Genomic DNA, 17132 nt, shown 5'->3' on the forward strand with positions numbered 1-17132 from the left:
ACGCGAGAACATGGCCGGGCCCCGACACTTCAAGAAGTAGCAACAGCAGTGGGTTGAAAGCGAAATCCACCATTTGCGTTCATATGAAAAAACTTGAAGCAGCGGGACGAATACAGCGGAATTATAGACACGAAGTCATCATCACCCTTCTCTAGGTATTTTTCATTACTTTATGAACAACAGCCTGAATTTCGTAAGCCATTTTGCTGAATATAAACTGATCTGAGACACACCCTTCTCCCCCTGCGGGAGAAGGTGGCCGAGCGCAGCGAGGTCGGATGAGGGGTCACACCGGCCCTGACGATCCACGCCGAACCGACCCCTCATCCGGCCCTGCGGGCCACCTTCTCCCGCAGGGGGAGAAGGAAGGGTGATTAGCGCCCTGGTAAAGACCGTCGCCGCCATACTAACCTAAGGTTGGCGGGGGGATTGGGGTCGATCAGGGCAAGTATGGCCGCAACTGGGATGATGAGGAGTTGGACCTCATCGTCGCCGACTATTCACCATGCTCGACGACGCGGTCTCTGGTCGTCCGCTGATCAAGGCCCATCACGCCAAGGCGCTGTCCGATCAGATCGGCCGAACCGTCGGCTCAGTCGGCCAGAAATATGGAAACATCTCCGCAGTCCTGACCGAACTGGGCATGCCCAAGCTGAATGGTTTCGGTAGTCGGCCGAACTACCAAGAGGCCATCTTCTCCGCACTGGAACGCCATCTCGACCAGCACCCAGCAGCTTGGGACATCGGGATGCCATTGCGCGACTCCCTGCGGGCCCAAGCGACCGAACAGCCGACGTATGGAAGCGGGGTGTCGGAGCCCTCGACCGTGTTTGACCCGGTGCCCTTGCTGATGACCTCAGCTCCTCCCCTTGGCGCAGAAAGGCCCAGGCGACCCGCGGGCCTGTCGCGACTGGTTCGGAAGTTCGATCCGGCGGCTCGCGATCAGCGGAACCGGCAGCTTGGCCTGTTAGGCGAGGAGCGCATTTTCCACCACGAACGCGCCCAGTTGATCGCCCATGACCGGGCGGATTTAGCAACGAAGGTCGAATGGACGTCGCAGGAACGCGGAGACGGGGCCGGATACGATATCCGCAGCTTCGACCCCACGGATGGTCGTGAGCGACTGATCGAGGTGAAGGCCACGCGTGGTGGCGCATCGACGGACTTCTTCCTCACGCGAACGGAATGCGAGGTGGCGCAAGAGCGGCCTGACGCATGGCGACTTTACCGCGTGCATAGCTTGCCCGTCCGGCCGGAATTCTTCGTCCTCACGCCGCCGCTGGAAAGCGCGGTGGTGCTGACGCCGGAGGCATGGCGGGCGTCCTTCTGATCCCTTCTCCCCTTGCGAGAGAAGGTGGCCGAGCGGAGCGAGGTCGGATGAGGGGTTGCGCAGGCCTGGACGGTCGATCGCGAACCGACCTCTTATCCGCCCCTTTGGGGCACCTTCTCCCGCAAGGGGAGAAGGGAGGCGGGTGGGAGGTGTGAATTGCAATCTTGAGCGGATTTCGACACAACTTTTCTCATGGATGACTGGCTGCAATCCCGCGCCAAGGCGATGCGTCGCGAGCCCGTTCTCTATGAGCGGCGGCTGTGGGCGATCTTGCGGGATCGGAGGCTGGCGGGGCTGAAGTTCCGGCGGCAGGTGGTGATGGGGCGGTATATCGCCGACTTCGTCTGCCTGAGGCATCGGCTGATCGTCGAGGCGGATGGTCCGCAGCATGAGGATCGGGTCGAGGACGCCGAGCGGGATGCGTGGTTTCGCGAGCAGGGGTTTCGGGTGCTGCGGTTTCCGAACCAGATGATCGAGAACCATCGAGAGAAGGTATTGGCGGCGATTGTGGCGGCGACGCGGGAAGGGTTGATTGGGGATTAAAATCCCTTCTCCCCTTGCGGGAGAAGGTGGCCCGAAGGGACGGATGAGGGGTCGGTTTGACTTAAGCCGCTGAGGCTGGCGCAACCCCTCATCCGACCTCGCTCCGCTCGCCCACCTTCTCCCGCAAGGGGAGAAGGATCAGATGTTAGAGATCATCCAGCGTCTTCTCCCATTCCTCCATCGACACGATTTTGCGCAAGGGGCCGAGGTAAAGGTCGATCCCTTTTGAGATGCGGCGGTCCTGTTCGCGTTCGATGACGGGGTCGAGGCCGGCTTCGCGGAGTTGGTCTTCCAGGGCGGCGATGCGGCGGTCCAGCTGGACGCGGCGGGCCAGTTGGGCCTCGCTCCATTCATCGTTGGCGCGGGTTAGCTTCTGCTTCGCCTGCCAGTATTGGCCGCGCAGTTCCCAGTCGCTCTTGTCGCTGGTGTTCATGGCGAAGCGGCGCTCGGCTTCGGCGTGGTTCGTCAGGATGTCGAAGACCAGTTGCAGGGGGGCGGTCTTGAGCGTCAGGCGGGCGCCGCGCGACGAGGCGCTGCGGTCGGCCAGTTTGCGGTAGGTCTCAGCCAGGGCCGCCAGGGCGCGAGCCTGGGTGAAGTCCTTGGCGTGGAGGGCGCGGCCCGAGGCCTGGGCCGCCGCCTCGGCCAGGGCGGCGGGGTCGTTGGGGTCGGACTCGGGGGCGTCGGGCGCATCCTCGAACGGGCCGAAGTCGTCAGTTAGGGCGGGGGTCGGCGCGGGCGCCGGGGCGTCGGGCCTGGGCGGCGCCGCCTTTGCGGGCCTGGCCGGCGACCGGCGCGGGGCGTGGAGGTATCGGGACCAGCCCTCCTTCGTCGCACGGGCGCGCAGGGCGGGCACGGTGACGTCATAACGGGCGGCGACCTGACGCGCGTCGTCGCCGGCGAGGTAGTCCTTGCGGATCTGGCTCCAGATCTCGGGGGACACGATCTTGTATCTGCGTTTTTCCATGCCGCCAGTATGGGGCGGGCGCTACCTCAGGCCGGAAGACGGCCGATTTTCGATGTCAAACCGCTGAATTCATACAGATCGACATGTAAAGTCAGGCGCGCCAGCCCGCGTAATGACGCTGCTGTCCCCCTCCCCTTTCCCCGCCTGCGACCGATGCTGACGCAGCGATGAGTCACAAGGGGCGAATGAGCCAGGGCATACATCGTAAGATCCGGCCGGACGCCGTCTGGGCCGAGGTGCGCAAGGCGTGGGAGGACGGCGAGACGGCGCGGTCCGTCGCCGCGCGCTATGACGTCGGGGTCCATGCCCTGTGGAAGCGGCGCGAGGCGGAGGGGTGGAAACGGCCCGAGCCGACGCTGGGGCCGATCGAGCCGGCAGAAGGCTGGGACCGTTACATCCAGGCGCGGCGCGATGCGTTCACGGCGCAGTTGGAGGACGCGCGGGCGCTGGCGGAATGTCTGGCGGCGGCGATGACGGACGAGCGGCTGAGCCGGGCGCCGCACTGGCATATTCCGTGGCTGTATCACTGGCGCGCGACGCATCTGGGACCGGAGGCGAGCGCGCGGGATCGGGCGCGGGCGATCGAGACGGGCCAGCCGTGGGCCGAGCGGTTCTGGGACGCGGACGGGGCGCTGAAGCCACTGGCGTGGCTGGATCTGGAGATGGCGCGGCTGCATCCCGAGGACTGGCGCGCGGCGATCGGCCTGCCAGACGGACTGCCCGAGGCGGCGACGCGGTATGCGCCCGGATAGGGCCGGCAGTTGACTTATCCGTGATAAGCGCCCATTTGCGCGGCGTCGCACAATCGCGATCTCCGGCGTCTCCAGCGCGTGTGGGTCTGTTTCGGACCTGTCTGTAGAAGCCGCCGGCCCCTCATATCCATTCGCTGCCCGGACACGCGGGGCGGCGCCCGATCCACCCCGCAGGCCTCCTCCCCGAGGCCCCGTCGGGACTGGCGGTGCGCGGCCCGACGGCGTCATGCCATGGCTGATAGCGCCCTGCCGCTACGCGAAAGATACTGCTGTGAGCATCACATTCGAATCCATGGGCCTGAACAAGGCCCTGCTGCAGGCCCTGGCCTCGACCGGCTACACCAAGCCGACGCCGATCCAGGAAAAGGCCATCCCCGACGTCATGGCCGGCAAGGACCTTTTGGGCATCGCCCAGACCGGCACCGGCAAGACCGCCGCCTTCGCCCTGCCGATCCTGCATCGCCTGGCCGAGAACCGCATCGCCCCCAAGCCGCGCACGACGCGCGTCCTGGTCCTGAGCCCCACGCGTGAGCTGGCGACCCAGATCGGCGACAGCTTCAAGGCCTATGGCGCGCACCTGGGCTTCCGGGTCGCGGTCATCTTCGGCGGCGTGAAATACGGCGGTCAGGAGCGGGCCCTGCAACAGGGTCTGGACATCCTGGTCGCCGCGCCCGGCCGCCTGCTGGACCATATCCAGCAGAAGAACCTGGACCTGTCCTCGACCGAAATCTTCGTGCTGGACGAGGCCGACCAGATGCTGGACCTGGGCTTCATCAAGCCGATCCGCCAGATCGTCTCCAAGATCCCGGCCAAGCGCCAGAACCTGTTCTTCTCGGCGACCATGCCCAGCGAGATCGGCAAGCTGGCGGGCGAACTGCTGAAGGATCCGGTCAAGGTCCAGGTCACGCCGCAGTCGACCACGGTGCAGCGCATCAGCCAGTCGGTCGTCTATATCGAACAGGGTCGCAAGCGCGCCCTGCTGACCGAGATGTTCAGCGATCCGGAATATACGCGCTGCCTGGTCTTCACCAAGACCAAGCACGGCGCCGACAAGGTCGCGGCCTATCTGGAAGCCGGCGGCGTCGAGGCCGGGGCCATCCACGGCAACAAGAGCCAGCCCCAGCGTGAACGCACCCTGGCCGCCTTCAAGGCCGGCAAGCTGCGCGTCCTGGTCGCCACCGACATCGCCGCGCGCGGCATCGACGTGGACGGCGTCTCGCACGTCGTGAACTTCGAACTGCCGCACGTGCCGGAATCCTATGTCCACCGCATCGGCCGCACCGCGCGGGCGGGCAAGGACGGCACCGCCGTCAGCTTCGTCGCCGGCGACGAGATGAAGCTGCTCAAGGACATCGAAAAGGTCACGCGCCAGAAGATCCCGGCCATCGACCGCCGCAACGACAAGGCCCTGGGCCAGCTGGACGCCACCATCATGGCCACCGGCGTCGGCAAGAAGGCGACCATGCCGGAACGCGAAGGCGGCGACCGCAACGAAGGCGGCCGCGGCGAAGGTCGTGGCGGTCGTGGACGCAGCCGCGTTCCGCATCGCGACGGCGTGCGCCCGGAAGGCGGCGGCCAGCCTCACCGTCAGCGTCGCGCCCGTCCCGGCGAGACCCCGGCGGCTCCGCGTCCCGAACGCACCTACAACCCGCTGGGCAATGAGCGCGTGCCGTCGATCAACGACAACGTCAAGCCGGCGGAAGGCGAAATGAAGCGCCGTCCCCGTCGCCGCCCGTCCAATGGCGGCAAGGGCTACACCGGCGCCGCCAAGGGCTGATCTAAATCCTCCCCCGTTCACGGGGGAGGGGGACCGCGAAGCGGTGGAGGGGGCGAACGTCGCACGGCGCGAAACGTCGGAAATCGAGCCCGTTTCCGCCCCCTCCACCCCGCTTCGCGCGGTCCCCCTCCCCCGCTGCGCGGTGGAAGAATAAAAAAAACGGCGGCTCCTTCGCAGGAGCCGCCGTTCTCATGTCAGGCGTGTGCGGACCTTAGAAGGCCCAGGTCGCGCCCATCGAGAAACCGACGCCGTAGCCGGTGGCTTCGCCGCGCAGGTTCGAGACGACCAGGCCGTTGCCATAGACGTCGCGCGTGTCGTTGATCGCGGCGGTGTCGATGTCGATGTAGGTGACCGCGCCGTCCAGGGTCATCGCGCCGACCGTCTTGGACAGACCGGCGGCGTAGAGCCAGCGGTCGCCGTCCGGGATGCGTGCGGTGCGGTTAGCATCCGGGGTCGGGGTCGGGTCGTAGCCCAGGCCCGCGCGGAAAGTCATGGACGGATCGATCTTGTAGTCGAAGCCGATCGCGCCGGTGGTCACGTCGTCATAGTCCTGGACGATGGTCGAACGGCCGGTGGCGCCAAAGCTCACGCGGATGGCGTCGAACTCGCTCCAGCCGATCTGGTTGACCTGGGCGTTCAGGGTCAGGCGGTCGTTGACGGCGTAGCGCGCCGAGACCGTGGCGTACCAGGGGGTGTTGAAGCTGGCGACCCCGTCAGCCGAGACGTTGTTGGCGGCCAGAGCGCCCGTCAGACCCGAGATGTTCACGGCGCCTTCCAGTTCGTGCTCGATCTTGGAGCGGTAGGACACACCCAGGTCCAGCTTGCCGAAGTGCATCTGGGCGCCGGCGTTCCATCCGTAATCCCAGCCGTCGCCTTCCAACTGGTTGCGACCGTCGCTGGACGGCGCGACGACATAACCCGGCGCCAGGACAGCGGCCGACACGTTCGGCAGAGCCGAAGACAGGGTCGCCTTGGCGTACTGGGCGTCGAAGCCGACGCCGACGTCCAGCCAATCCGTGACGGTCATGGCGGCGACCAGGCTGACGTTGGCCGATCGCAGCTCAGACGTCAGGGCGTCGTAGCGGGCGAAGTCGGGCTGCTCGTACTTGGTGGTGAAGTTGTACGGCGCCTGGACGGCCAGGCCGACGTTGAAGCGGTCGCCGATCGGCATGGAGACGGCGAAGTTCGGCACGATGCCGCTTTCGACGACTTCATGGACGTGCGGGTCGCCGTTGACGGGAGCGGTGCGGCTGACGACGCCGCCGGGCGTCGGCACGTTGTAGGTCAGGCTGGAGCCACGGTCATCGACGTCGGAATCCAGGATCAGGCCGTGGGCGCCGACATAGACTTCACGTTGGGTTCCGGCGATGGCGGCGGGGTTCCACCACAGGGACTGAACGCCCTTGTCGGCGCCGACGCCGGCGTTGGCGCGGCCCTGGGCGCGCGTCGATTGTTCCTGAACATAGAAGGAGCCGGCCATGGCCGGGGCGGCGACGCCGGCCAGCAGGGCGGTCGTCAGAGCAAGCCCGCCCACGCGGGCGAAGTTCCTGGAGGTCATTTCAAACACCTAAGTAAACGTCGACCGCATTAGGCGCGGTCGATCCGGGGAGGAGCCCACTCAGCGTTCGCGGCGCGAAAGCGTTGCGGGCAAGGCCCCCATCGGACCGGAAACGGGCGAAACCGTGGCGCCTGAGCCGCACATGATCACGGCTTTGCGAGGTTACGTTGCGGCAACATCGATGCTCAGATTACGGAGTTCGTCGATCAAATCTTGCGCCGCAGCCTCAACCAGGCCCACGTCACGGCCACGGATGACCAACTGTGTTCCGATCTCGCCGACGCTGTCGTGCCCAAAAGGATAGCTGCCGAACGACAGGTCACGGCGCAGATTTGCGGCGGCCCGCAGCACATCGGCCACAGCCCCCTCGCCCACCCCACTGACCTTCAGCGTCCGGGAATGTACGACGGCGCCTGTGCGCAGGCGCGGCGCCACATCCTCAAGCATCGCCTGCATGATCTTCGGCACGCCGGCCATGACGAAGACATTGCCGATCTTGAAGCCGGGCGCGTCGGTGACCGGATTGGCGATCAGCACCCCGCCCTCAGGGATGCGAGCCATGCGACGGCGCGGGGCGTTGAAGTCGTCGCCATAGCGGCGCGCCAGGATGGCCATCGCCTCGGGATTCTCGGGCAAAGCCACGCCGAAGGCCGCCGCGACGGCGTCAGCGGTGATGTCATCATGGGTCGGGCCGATGCCGCCGGTGGTGAAGACATAGTTCCAGCGCGACCGCAGCGCGTCGAGCGCCTCGATGATCCGGTCGTGGTCGTCGCTGACGACCCGCGCCTCCATCAGGTCGATCCCCAGGGCGGCCAGGAAGCGGGCGATGGTGTTGGTGTTCGTGTCCTGGGTCCGGCCCGACAGGATTTCGTCGCCGATGACCAGGACGGCGGCGGTGGGCCCGGCAGCGGCGGGATTGGCGTCGGTCATGCGGGGAATCCAAACTCGGGGTTGAGGTTTCATGCTATAACGACCATCTGCGGCGAACGGATTGCGCCGTATCCTCGCCTTTTGCAGACCGATCGCCCCATGTACGAAACGCCCGAAATCGAAACCGACGTCCTCGTCCGCTCCAGCGCCATTCGCGTCCACGAAGCCGAAGACTTCGAGGGGATGCGCAAGGCCGGGCGTCTGGTCGCCGAGGCGCTGGACATGATCGCCGCCCATGTGAAGCCGGGCGTCCTGACCAGCACGATCGACGATCTGGTGCGCGAGTTCACCCTGGACAACGGCGGCCTGCCCGCCTGCCTGGGCTACAAGGGCTATGAGAAGACCGTCTGCACCTCGATCAACCACGTCGTCTGCCACGGCATTCCCGGCGACCGGGTGCTGAAGGACGGCGACATCGTCAACATCGATCACACCGTCATCGTCGACGGCTGGCACGGCGATAGCAGCCGCATGTATGCGGTCGGCGAGATCAATGCGCGCGCCAAGAAGCTGATCGACGTGACCTATCAGTCGCTGGATCTGGGTTTGGAACAGGTCAAGCCGGGCAATACGTTCGGCGACATCGGTTTCGCCATCCAGAAGTTCGTCGAGGCCCAGCGCATGAGCGTGGTGCGCGATTTCTGCGGCCACGGCATCGGCCGCGTCTTCCACGACAGCCCCAACGTCCTGCACTATGGCCGTCGCGGCGAGGGCGCCGTGCTCAAGCCCGGCATGTTCTTCACCGTCGAGCCGATGGTGAACCTGGGCAAGCCGCACGTGAAGGTGCTGTCCGACGGCTGGACCGCCGTGACGCGCGACAAGTCCCTGTCGGCCCAGTGCGAGCACACCATCGGGGTGACCGAAGACGGACTGGAAATCTTCACGGCGTCTCCGGCTGGGCTGTTCCGGCCGAACTGACTCCAGGCTTTCGTCATCCTCCGGCAAGCCGCTTGCGGCGCAGACCGGGGGACCCAGCGGCGCGCGCGAGCGCGAACCTGCCGCGGACACTTTCATTCGACATCATGCCGATGGACGCATCGCCTTCGGCGCCGCTGGGTCCCCCGGTCTTCGCTGCGCTTCGCCGGAGGATGACGAAAGAAGGTAGTGTTCACACACGTTGAGCTTGCACGCATCGTCGGATCGACCGATCCTGTGAAGGTTGCGCATCTGCGAGCCTGACGGCGTATGACCGACGAGATTTCGACCAAGCCGACCCCGCGCCACAGCGGCCATCGCGACCGGCTGCGTGAGCGGGCGGCGAAGGGGGGCCTGGGCGCCCTGCCCGACTATGAGCTGCTGGAGCTGCTGCTGTTCCGCAGCGTGCCCTACAAGGACGTCAAGCCGCTGGCCAAGGATATGCTGGCGCGGTTCGGGGGGCTGGAGGGGCTCGGGGCGGCCAGCCATGAGGCGATCGAGGATCAGGTCGCGCGGTCGATGGGCTATGTCGCCGGCAAGGCGACGCGGGCGGTCGCGCTGGACCTGCAGTTGATCTTCGACGTGACGCGGCGGATCGCGCGCGAGCCGGCCGCCAAGCGCGCCGTCATATCCTCGTGGACGGCCTTGCTGGCCTACGTCCGCGTCGCCTTGCAGCACGAGCCGCGCGAGCAGTTCCGGGTGCTGTATCTGGACAAGAAGAACCAGCTGATCCTGGACGAGGTGCAGAACCGGGGCACGGTCGATCATGCGCCGGTCTATCCGCGCGAGGTGATCCGGCGCGCGCTGGAACTGTCGGCCAGCGCCCTGATCCTGGTCCACAACCATCCGTCGGGTGATCCAACACCCAGCCGCGCCGATATCGAGATCACGAAACAGGTTGTGCAGGCCGGGCGCGCGCTTAACGTCGAGGTTCACGACCATCTGGTCGTCGGCCGCGACGGGGTGGCCAGCTTCAAGCAACTGGGCCTGATGTGACCGACGCCATTCTGACGACCGAGCGGCTGGTGCTGAGTCCCGTCTCGACTGACGATTTCGACGACCTGCTGACGCTATGGTCCAACGAGGACTTCACGCGTCACATCATGGGACGTGCGCTGGGGCGTGAAGAGGTCTGGTTCCGGCTGTTGCGCGACATCGGCCATTGGGTCGCGATGGGGCACGGCAACTGGACGATCCGGCTGCGCGAGGGCGGCGTGTATCTGGGCAGCGTGGGGGTGTTCGACTATCGCCGCGAGTTGGAACCGCCGTTCGATGCGCCCGAACTGGGCTGGGGCGTGGGGCCGGCGTTTCAGGGCAAGGGCTATGCGGCCGAGGCTCTGACGGCGGCGCTGGGCTGGACCGACCGGACGCTGGAGGGGCGCACCGTCTGCATGATCGCGCCGGAGAACCTGGCCTCGCTGAAGCTGGCGGCGCGGGTCGGTTATCGCCCCTATGCGACCGCGACCTACAAGGATCACACGGTTCAGCTGTTCGAGCGGCCCCGCTGTTCCGCGTAGGTCGGTATTAAGGTTTATCCGTCAAAATCGCGTCGAACGAACCGCGAGTCCTTTCCATGCCCATGTCCGTCGAAACGCTGCGCCAGCATCTGGTCGAGGCCTTTCCCGACGCCGTGATCGAGATCGAAGATCTGGCGGGCGACGGCGATCACTATCGCGCCCGTATCGTGTCCGACGCCTTCGCCGGCCTGGCGCGCGTGCGACAGCACCAACTGGTCTATGCGGCGCTGAAGGGTCAGATGGGCGGCGAACTGCATGCGCTGGCGCTGGAGACCTCGTCGCCGGTCAAGGAGGCCTGACCCCATGCGCTATCGCCCCTTCGGCGTTTCAGGCTCCGCGATCTCGAACCTGACGCTCAGCTTCGGCGCCGAGGCGTTGAAGCGGGGCCGCGAAGCGGGGCTGGACCTGCTGTATTCGGCGCTGGAAAGCGGCATCAACAGCTACCGGCTGGAGAATGCCGATCCTGTGGCGGCCGAGGTGCTGGGCGAGGCGCTGTCGCATGTGGATCGAAAGCTGGTTTACGTCAGCCTGACCTTGGGAGCCGGCGACGGTCGCGAGAGCGAACGGGACTTTTCCGCCCAGGGCATGACTGCGGCCATCGACCGGGCGCTGCACTTCTCGGGGCTGGGCTGGATCGACGTTGCGGTGCTGCACGAGCCGGGCGAGGCCGAACTGGCCCAGTCGTCGCTGAGCGCGCTGAAGGCCATGCGGGCGACCGGCCGTATCAAGCTTCTGGGCATCGCGGGCGGTGGCGAGGTGATGGACGCCTATGTCTCCACCGGCGCGTTCGACGCCCTGCTGACGCCGTTCGACATCAATGCCGGCTGGCAAATCCGCAACCGCATCCGGGCGGCGCGGGACCAGGACATGGCGGTCTTCGCCTACGACTTCCACACCGACCGCCGCAGCCGTGCGCCCGAGGCGCCAGTGTTCAAGAAGGGGCTGTTCGGCCTGGGCGGCGGCAAACGGCCCGTCGATACGTCCAAGAAGGACGCCTTCGGCTTTCTGTATCGCACGCAGAACTGGACCGCCGAGGCGATCTGCCTGTCCTACGTCCTGACCGATCCGTCGGTGTCCAGCGTGATCGTGACCGCGACGGACACCGATCGGCTGGCCACGCTGGCGGCTGCGCCCGAGCGCGACCTGCCGCCCGGCCTGGCGGCGCAGATCGAGATGGGCCGCGTCGTCGCCAGCGCGGCCTAAGCCGACCCGAATGCGCGACGCAGAACGTCGCGCACGCCTTGACCGCGCCCTCTGCTCTCCCTAGCTGACGGGCTTCACGAAAGGCCTATCCCGTGACCGACACCGTTCAAGCCGCCGATCCCGCCCACGCCTTCATCGGCGAAACCGTCGCCCAGAACGACGTCGTGCTGTTCATGAAGGGCACGCCCGACCAGCCGCGCTGTGGCTTCTCGTCCCTGGCGGTGCAGATCCTGGACCATGTGGGCGCCGCCTTCGTGGGCGTGGACGTGTTGCAGGACGAGGCCCTGCGCGAGGGCATCAAGAGCTTCACCGACTGGCCGACCATCCCTCAGCTCTATGTGAAGGGTGAATTCGTCGGCGGATCGGACATCATCCGCGAGATGTTCCAGGCCGGCGAGCTTCAGGCCCTGATGGTCGAGAAGGGCGTGCCGCTCGGCGAGGCCTGATGGCCCGCAAGACGCTGACGCCGCGCGAGGACCGCGAGGTCTTCGTCGTGCCGCTGGACGTGCGGCCCGAGCACATCGACGCCAATGGACACGTCAACAACGTCGTCTATGTCGGCTGGCTTCAGGACGCCGGCACGGCCCACTGGAACGCGCGCTTCGACGAGGCGACGCGGGCGAAATGGTCGTGGGTCGCGACGCGGCACGAGATCGACTATCTGCGCGGCATCGAGCCGGGCGCCCATGGAGTCGTCGCCCGCACCTGGGTCGGCGATCCGCAGGGGCCGCGCTTCACCCGCTATGTCCGCATCGAGGACGCCCAGGGCCGCGTCTGCGCCCAGGGCGTCACCGAATGGGTGCTGGTCGACGCTGCGACCCTGAGGCCCCAGCGCATTCCGCCCACGATGCTGGCGGTGTTCGAGACGCAAAAATCGAGCTGAGCACAAGCAGGACAATCAGCCTGGGTTGCGGTTGACAACGTCTTGAGTTGAAATCCATGGTCGTCCGACATCCTTTGGACGCATACCATTGCCATCGGCGCAAACTCTGAAGCTCAAGGCCGCTCCGGCGGTTCGCCAGATGTACTGGTGCGATTTTTGGTCGGATTCCACCACACCTGAAATGGGCAAGAAACGGCCTGTGGTCATCGTTTCCTACAAGAACAGCCTTCATGGCGTGGCGCTGGTCGTCCCGACTTCAACCGACCCACAGGAGGGCGCGAGCGCCCGATGGGCGCACAAGCTGTCTTTCCAGCCAGACGGCGCAAGGGACTCCTGGGTGGTTTGCAACCATCTCTATACCGTCAGCACAAAGAGGTTGGAGCCGTTGAAGGGCACCGCCATTCCCCGACTTTCCGAAGATGAGTTCCACCAAATCCTGACCTTGATCCAGGCGTGGATGCCACAAATCCCAGCGCAGGGCACAGCCAGGAGTTGACAGTTGAGCCTGAGCCTACCATCTTACTTTCACTCGCGGCCTCGAAAGAAAGAGTGTCCGTTTCCCGAAAGGGAGTGACTGGCGAAGGGCGTCCGCAAGGACGCCCTTTCGTTTTTCTACTTCAGAGGATTGATGATCCGCGCCGGGGTTCCGGGCTCCAGACCCAGGTCGGCGTAGGTCCAGCGCAGTTCGACGCCGTTGGGGACCAGGGCCTTGCACAGGTCTTCCTTGGTGCGACGCAGGGTGATCTCGGCAGGCGTGGTGTCGGAGACCGACAGTTCGAAATCGGACGCCTGGGTGCAGCCGCTGGAATCGACGCGAGCGACCAGGGCGCCGTCGGCGAAGCGGGCCTCGCGAATGGCCTCGGCCGGCGGGGCGTCGTTGCGCGTGACATTGACCGAGACGTTCTCGCCCGCATCGCTGTCATAGATGACGCAGGCCGACAGCAGCGGCGCGACCAGGGCCGCGACCGCCAGACCCTTGACGAGGCCGCGCATCACTGATCCGAGGCCGGGGCGGTGATGACCCGCGTGGTCGGCTTTTCGGTCGAGACGATGATGCAGCCCGACAGCAGCGGGGCGGCGATGGCGATGGCGAGAGCGAGACGAAGCATTTGGGTTCCCCTTTGAAAGCTTGACCCTTTGTGCCGCGAGGACCGGTTCAACACACGTGAATAATCGGCAAGCTGGATGAACATTTGGAAAGGGTCGGGGTTGAATGCGTCCGCAACTGCCATAGCTACAGTCCCTCCCCTCGCTTCGGATCGCCTCTCATGAGCCTGTTGTTCTCGCCCCGCGCCGTGGGGCCGCTGACGCTGAAGAACCGCGTCGTCATCGCGCCCATGTGCCAGTATTCCGCGGTCGACGGCGTGCCCCAGCCCTGGCACGTGCAGCACCTGGGTCGGCTGACCATCTCCGGCGCAGGCCTGGTCATCGTCGAGGCGACGGGGGTCGAGGCGGCGGGCCGCATCAGCCCGGACGACACCGGCCTGTGGAACGAGGCCCAGGAAGCCGCCTTCGCCCGGATCATCGCCGACATTCGCACCTACAGCGACACGCCCATCGGCATCCAGCTGGCCCACGCCGGGCGCAAGGCCTCGACCAGCGCGCCGTGGAAGGGCGGCGGCGCCTTGAAGGCCGAAGGCGGCGCCTGGGAGACGTTCAGCGCCTCGGCCGAGCCGTTCAAGGACGACTGGCACACGCCGACGGCGATGACCCCGGCCGATATGGACCGCGTGGTCGTCGCCTTCGAGGACGCCGCGCACCGGGCGGACCGGGCCGGGTTCGACCTGGTCGAACTGCACGCCGCCCACGGCTATCTGCTGACCCAGTTTCTGTCGCCCCTGTCCAACCACCGCACGGACGATTTCGGCGGCGGGTACGAGAACCGGGCGCGCTTCCCCTTGCGGGTGGCCCAGGCCCTGCGCGACGCCTGGCCCCGGACCAAGGCGCTGGGCGTGCGGTTCAACGGGTCGGACTGGGTCGAGGGCGGCATCGCCCTGGACGAGGTCACGGCCTTCGGGCAGGCCCTGCATGACATGGGCTATGACTATCTGCACCTGACGTCGGGCGGCAATGTCGCGCGCGCCGACATTCCGGGCGCCGAGCCGGGCTATCAGCTTGCGTTCGCGCAGGCCGTGAAGGCGGCGACGCCCGACGCCAACGTCATGGCCGTGGGCATGATCTTCGATCCGCAGCAGGCCGAGGACATCGTGGCCTCGGGTCAGGCCGACCTGATCGCCATCGCCCGTGCGGCGCTGGACGACCCAAACTGGGCGCACCATGCGGCCGTGGTGCTGGGCGACGACGAGGGCCTGCCGCCGCAGTACGTGGCTGCGAGCAAGGCCTACTGGCCGGGCTACGACAAGGCCAACGCTTAAGGCCTGATCAGGCGGCCTTCTCCAGCGCGGGATCGACGGCCCACAGCACCCGCGCCGCCGCCTGGACCTCGCTCTCGGCCGTCTTTTGCGGACGGCCGAGCAGATAGCCCTGGACCTCGTTGCAGCCTTGGTCGCGCAGGAAGGTCAACTGTTCCAGCGTCTCGACGCCCTCGGCCAGGACCGGGATGTGCAGGCTCTCGCCCAGAGCCAGGACGGCGCGGATGATGGCGGCGGATTGCGGTCCGCCGTCCAGCTCGGACATGAAGGAACGGTCCAGCTTGATCTTGTCGAACGGGAAGGCGCGCAGGGTGGACAGCGACGAATAGCCGGTGCCGAAGTCGTCCATGGCGATGGAGACACCCAGCAGCTTGAGCTGGCGCAGCACATGGGTCGTGCGCTCCATATCCGTGATCATGGCCGTCTCGGTGATCTCAAGCTCCAGCCGGGCCGGCGACAGGCCCGTCTCGATCAGGACCTGATGCACCAGGCGCGGCAGATCGACGTGGCCCAGCTGGACCGGCGACAGGTTGACGGCGATCTTGTGCGGCTCGGCCCATCCGGCGGCCTCGGCGCAGGCGGTGCGCAGCACCCACTCCCCGATCGGCAGGATCAGGCCGTTCTCTTCGGCCAGGGGGATGAAGTCGGCCGGCGAAATGAAGGTCCCGTCCGGCTGGATCCAGCGCAGCAGAACCTCGTAGCCCGTGATGTCGCCGGTATCGACGGCGGCCTGAAGCTGCCAGTTCAGGCTGAACTGGCCCTGGTCCAGGGCCTCGCGCATCTGCTGGGCCATGCGACGGCGGTTGCGCACCGCCTCGTCCATCTCTTCCTCGTAGAAGCAGACATCGGTCCCCAGCGAGGCCTTCGCCCGGTACATGGCCAGGTCCGCGTCATTGATCAGGGCGGACGGGTCATGGGCGTCGTCGGGCCAGATCGCGATGCCGGTGCTGAGGCCGCAGGCGACCTCGGCATGGTCAAGAATGACGGGTTCGGTGACCGCGTCACGCAGGCGCGCCACCAGGTCCAGGGCGTCGTCGCGGTGGCGGATCGGCATGACGGCGACGAACTCGTCTCCGCCCAGGCGGGCCACGAACTCGTCATGACGCAGGCAGGCCCGCATCCGTTCGGCGATCTGGACCAGCAACTGGTCGCCGGCGGCGTGGCCGTGGACGTCGTTGACCTCCTTGAACCGGTCCAGGTCCATGGCGAGCAGGGCGACCTTGGTCGGGGCGTTGTGGTCCGAGGTCTGGCGCGTCAGCCATTCCAGGAAGGACGAACGGTTGGGCAGGCCGGTCAGGCCGTCGTTGCGCGCCAGATGGGCGATGCGACGTTCCTGGGCCAGGCGCATGCGCAAGTCGCGCACCGCATAGATCATGACATCGGTCACGACGGCGTGTCGGCCATCGCGCCGCACGGCGATCTCGACCGGGATTTCGGTCTCGCCCGCGCCGACCAACTTGGACTGTGTCAGGCCGCCTACCGTCAGGTCGGCGGTATTGGACAGCCAGCGCGACAGCGGCTCGCCGACCAGGGCGTCATGCGCCACTCCGGCCAGGTCGGCGAAGGCGGCGTTGGCGGCCAGGATGAGGCCGTCCTGAGCCACCACCATACCGTCCACGCTGCCTTCGATCAGATGGTCCAGGCGCGCCTTGGCCTGGAGCCGGGACTGCATGTCCAGAGCGTGGCTGGCGACGCCGGTGCCCAGCATCATCAGGCCGACGGCGGATGCCGCGAAGGCCAGGACGATGTTGGCGCTGTTGCTGGCGATGTGACCCGCCGACGGCGCGAGCGGAATGACGGTCATGGCCGCCATGCCGGTGAAGTGCAGCGCGACGATGCCCAGCACCATCAGGGCGACGGGCGCAACCTGTCCCGAACGCCGCGCGCGGTTGAACGCCAGCCCACCGAACAGGACGGCCCCGACGATGGAGGCGACGACATAGGCGGTCGACCAGTGGATGACGGCGTCGGTCGCAAAGGCCGCCATGCCGGTGTAGTGCATGGCCACCACGGTCAGACCGAACAGCACGCCGCCGATCTCGGCCGAGAACCGCAGGGTCCGCGAGGCGACCCAGAGCGCCAGGGCGCTGCCCCCGATGGCCACGCCCAGGGAGACGCCGGTCAGAACCGGTTCGTAGCTGACGCTCGTGCCGGGCTCATAGGCGATCATCGCCACGAAATGGGTGCACCAGATCGTCGCCCCGGTCGCCACGGCGCCCATGAAGGCCCAGGCCAGGCGCGTGCCCTTTTCGGCGGCGCGCAGGCGGCGATAGAGGCGGAAGGTGATGATGGAGCCGATCAGGCAAAGACCGGCGGCGAGCCCCACCAGCCAGAGATTATGATCGTCGGTCAGGCACGTGAAAAAACGCATGAAAGCTACAGACCGTG

General features: G+C 66.5%; 18 protein-coding genes. 13 read left to right on the forward strand and 5 right to left on the reverse strand.

Annotation, left to right across the window (positions count from 1 at the left end):
- Nucleotides 1-505: 505 nt before the first annotated feature.
- Together WC597_RS09090 and WC597_RS09095 are read left to right on the forward strand one after the other, a co-directional pair.
- Entirely contained in the window at nt 506-1330 is an 825-nt protein-coding gene (locus WC597_RS09090) for a DUF3883 domain-containing protein (RefSeq protein WP_372693030.1), read from the forward strand.
- Between the two features lie 192 nt (nt 1331-1522).
- Entirely contained in the window at nt 1523-1873 is a 351-nt protein-coding gene (locus tag WC597_RS09095) for an endonuclease domain-containing protein (RefSeq protein ID WP_372693031.1), read from the forward strand.
- Between the two features lie 145 nt (nt 1874-2018).
- On the opposite strand, the gene WC597_RS09100 is transcribed toward WC597_RS09095, so the two are convergent.
- Nucleotides 2019-2837 carry a hypothetical protein gene (locus tag WC597_RS09100; protein WP_372693032.1) on the reverse strand — a complete coding sequence of 273 codons (819 nt, stop codon included), beginning with the start codon at nt 2835-2837 and terminating at the stop codon, nt 2019-2021.
- A gap of 185 nt (nt 2838-3022) precedes the next feature.
- Between WC597_RS09100 and WC597_RS09105 the strand changes: the two genes are divergently transcribed.
- Nucleotides 3023-3589 carry a hypothetical protein gene (locus WC597_RS09105; protein ID WP_372693033.1) on the forward strand — a complete coding sequence of 189 codons (567 nt, stop codon included), beginning with the start codon at nt 3023-3025 and terminating at the stop codon, nt 3587-3589.
- A gap of 292 nt (nt 3590-3881) precedes the next feature.
- Nucleotides 3882-5366, forward strand: a complete 1485-nt coding sequence (locus WC597_RS09110) for a DEAD/DEAH box helicase (RefSeq protein WP_372693083.1) — start codon at nt 3882-3884, stop codon at nt 5364-5366.
- A 211-nt stretch (nt 5367-5577) separates the two neighbouring features.
- Here the strand turns inward: WC597_RS09110 and WC597_RS09115 are convergent, their stop codons facing one another.
- Entirely contained in the window at nt 5578-6924 is a 1347-nt protein-coding gene (locus WC597_RS09115) for an OmpP1/FadL family transporter (protein WP_372693034.1), read from the reverse strand.
- A 162-nt stretch (nt 6925-7086) separates the two neighbouring features.
- Nucleotides 7087-7854 (reverse strand): competence/damage-inducible protein A, encoded by a 768-nt coding sequence (locus WC597_RS09120; RefSeq protein ID WP_372693035.1) that lies wholly within the window; start codon nt 7852-7854, stop codon nt 7087-7089.
- A 99-nt stretch (nt 7855-7953) separates the two neighbouring features.
- On the opposite strand from WC597_RS09120, the gene map reads away from it, so the two are divergent.
- From map to WC597_RS09160, 8 genes are all read left to right on the forward strand, one after another.
- Complete coding sequence (map, locus tag WC597_RS09125; protein ID WP_372693036.1) at nt 7954-8772, forward strand: type I methionyl aminopeptidase; 819 nt, start codon at nt 7954-7956, stop codon at nt 8770-8772.
- Nucleotides 8773-9039: 267 nt separating this feature from the next.
- Nucleotides 9040-9765 carry a DNA repair protein RadC gene (gene radC / locus WC597_RS09130; RefSeq protein WP_372693037.1) on the forward strand — a complete coding sequence of 242 codons (726 nt, stop codon included), beginning with the start codon at nt 9040-9042 and terminating at the stop codon, nt 9763-9765.
- Nucleotides 9762-10286, forward strand: a complete 525-nt coding sequence (locus tag WC597_RS09135) for a GNAT family N-acetyltransferase (protein ID WP_372693038.1) — start codon at nt 9762-9764, stop codon at nt 10284-10286. The genes radC and WC597_RS09135 overlap by 4 nt, the downstream gene beginning before the upstream one ends.
- 56 nt (nt 10287-10342) lie before the next feature.
- A complete protein-coding gene (locus tag WC597_RS09140; RefSeq protein ID WP_372693039.1) occupies nt 10343-10585 on the forward strand; it encodes a BolA/IbaG family iron-sulfur metabolism protein in 243 nt (80 codons plus the stop codon).
- 4 nt (nt 10586-10589) lie between these two features.
- Complete coding sequence (locus tag WC597_RS09145) at nt 10590-11489, forward strand: oxidoreductase (protein WP_372693040.1); 900 nt, start codon at nt 10590-10592, stop codon at nt 11487-11489.
- A 92-nt stretch (nt 11490-11581) separates the two neighbouring features.
- The gene (gene grxD / locus WC597_RS09150) at nt 11582-11935 is read left to right on the forward strand and encodes a Grx4 family monothiol glutaredoxin (RefSeq protein ID WP_159849390.1); all 354 of its coding nucleotides are present in this window, start codon (nt 11582-11584) and stop codon (nt 11933-11935) included.
- Complete coding sequence (locus WC597_RS09155) at nt 11935-12372, forward strand: acyl-CoA thioesterase (RefSeq protein ID WP_372693041.1); 438 nt, start codon at nt 11935-11937, stop codon at nt 12370-12372. The genes grxD and WC597_RS09155 overlap by 1 nt, the downstream gene beginning before the upstream one ends.
- Nucleotides 12373-12460: 88 nt before the next feature.
- Nucleotides 12461-12868: a type II toxin-antitoxin system PemK/MazF family toxin gene (locus WC597_RS09160; protein WP_372693042.1), complete on the forward strand. Its 408-nt coding sequence runs from the start codon at nt 12461-12463 to the stop codon at nt 12866-12868.
- A 116-nt stretch (nt 12869-12984) separates the two neighbouring features.
- On the opposite strand, the gene WC597_RS09165 is transcribed toward WC597_RS09160, so the two are convergent.
- The gene (locus WC597_RS09165; RefSeq protein WP_372693043.1) at nt 12985-13365 is read right to left on the reverse strand and encodes a hypothetical protein; all 381 of its coding nucleotides are present in this window, start codon (nt 13363-13365) and stop codon (nt 12985-12987) included.
- A 275-nt stretch (nt 13366-13640) separates the two neighbouring features.
- Between WC597_RS09165 and WC597_RS09170 the strand changes: the two genes are divergently transcribed.
- On the forward strand, nt 13641-14747 hold the full coding sequence (locus WC597_RS09170) for an NADH:flavin oxidoreductase/NADH oxidase (protein WP_372693044.1): 1107 nt from the start codon (nt 13641-13643) through the stop codon (nt 14745-14747).
- A gap of 7 nt (nt 14748-14754) precedes the next feature.
- On the opposite strand, the gene WC597_RS09175 is transcribed toward WC597_RS09170, so the two are convergent.
- The gene (locus WC597_RS09175) at nt 14755-17115 is read right to left on the reverse strand and encodes an EAL domain-containing protein (protein WP_372693045.1); all 2361 of its coding nucleotides are present in this window, start codon (nt 17113-17115) and stop codon (nt 14755-14757) included.
- Between the last annotated feature and the right edge of the window lie 17 nt (nt 17116-17132).

Origin of the sequence: Brevundimonas sp., from assembly GCF_041648115.1 — a bacterium.
Taxonomy (GTDB): Bacteria; Pseudomonadota; Alphaproteobacteria; order Caulobacterales; family Caulobacteraceae; genus Brevundimonas.

Bases quoted from the DNA above. Each gene is read 5' to 3' on its own strand.
- radC (WP_372693037.1), top strand. From the start codon at position 9,040: ATGACCGACGAGATTTCGACCAAGCCGACCCCGCGCCACAGCGGCCAT.
- WC597_RS09110 (WP_372693083.1), top strand. From the start codon at position 3,882: ATGGGCCTGAACAAGGCCCTGCTGCAGGCCCTGGCCTCGACCGGCTAC.
- WC597_RS09100 (WP_372693032.1), bottom strand. From the start codon at position 2,837: ATGGAAAAACGCAGATACAAGATCGTGTCCCCCGAGATCTGGAGCCAG.
- map (WP_372693036.1), top strand. From the start codon at position 7,954: ATGTACGAAACGCCCGAAATCGAAACCGACGTCCTCGTCCGCTCCAGC.
- WC597_RS09175 (WP_372693045.1), bottom strand. From the start codon at position 17,115: ATGCGTTTTTTCACGTGCCTGACCGACGATCATAATCTCTGGCTGGTG.
- WC597_RS09120 (WP_372693035.1), bottom strand. From the start codon at position 7,854: ATGACCGACGCCAATCCCGCCGCTGCCGGGCCCACCGCCGCCGTCCTG.
- WC597_RS09105 (WP_372693033.1), top strand. From the start codon at position 3,023: ATGAGCCAGGGCATACATCGTAAGATCCGGCCGGACGCCGTCTGGGCC.
- WC597_RS09140 (WP_372693039.1), top strand. From the start codon at position 10,343: ATGCCCATGTCCGTCGAAACGCTGCGCCAGCATCTGGTCGAGGCCTTT.
- WC597_RS09145 (WP_372693040.1), top strand. From the start codon at position 10,590: ATGCGCTATCGCCCCTTCGGCGTTTCAGGCTCCGCGATCTCGAACCTG.
- WC597_RS09170 (WP_372693044.1), top strand. From the start codon at position 13,641: ATGAGCCTGTTGTTCTCGCCCCGCGCCGTGGGGCCGCTGACGCTGAAG.
- WC597_RS09155 (WP_372693041.1), top strand. From the start codon at position 11,935: ATGGCCCGCAAGACGCTGACGCCGCGCGAGGACCGCGAGGTCTTCGTC.
- WC597_RS09090 (WP_372693030.1), top strand. From the start codon at position 506: ATGCTCGACGACGCGGTCTCTGGTCGTCCGCTGATCAAGGCCCATCAC.
- WC597_RS09095 (WP_372693031.1), top strand. From the start codon at position 1,523: ATGGATGACTGGCTGCAATCCCGCGCCAAGGCGATGCGTCGCGAGCCC.
- WC597_RS09115 (WP_372693034.1), bottom strand. From the start codon at position 6,924: ATGACCTCCAGGAACTTCGCCCGCGTGGGCGGGCTTGCTCTGACGACC.
- WC597_RS09165 (WP_372693043.1), bottom strand. From the start codon at position 13,365: ATGCGCGGCCTCGTCAAGGGTCTGGCGGTCGCGGCCCTGGTCGCGCCG.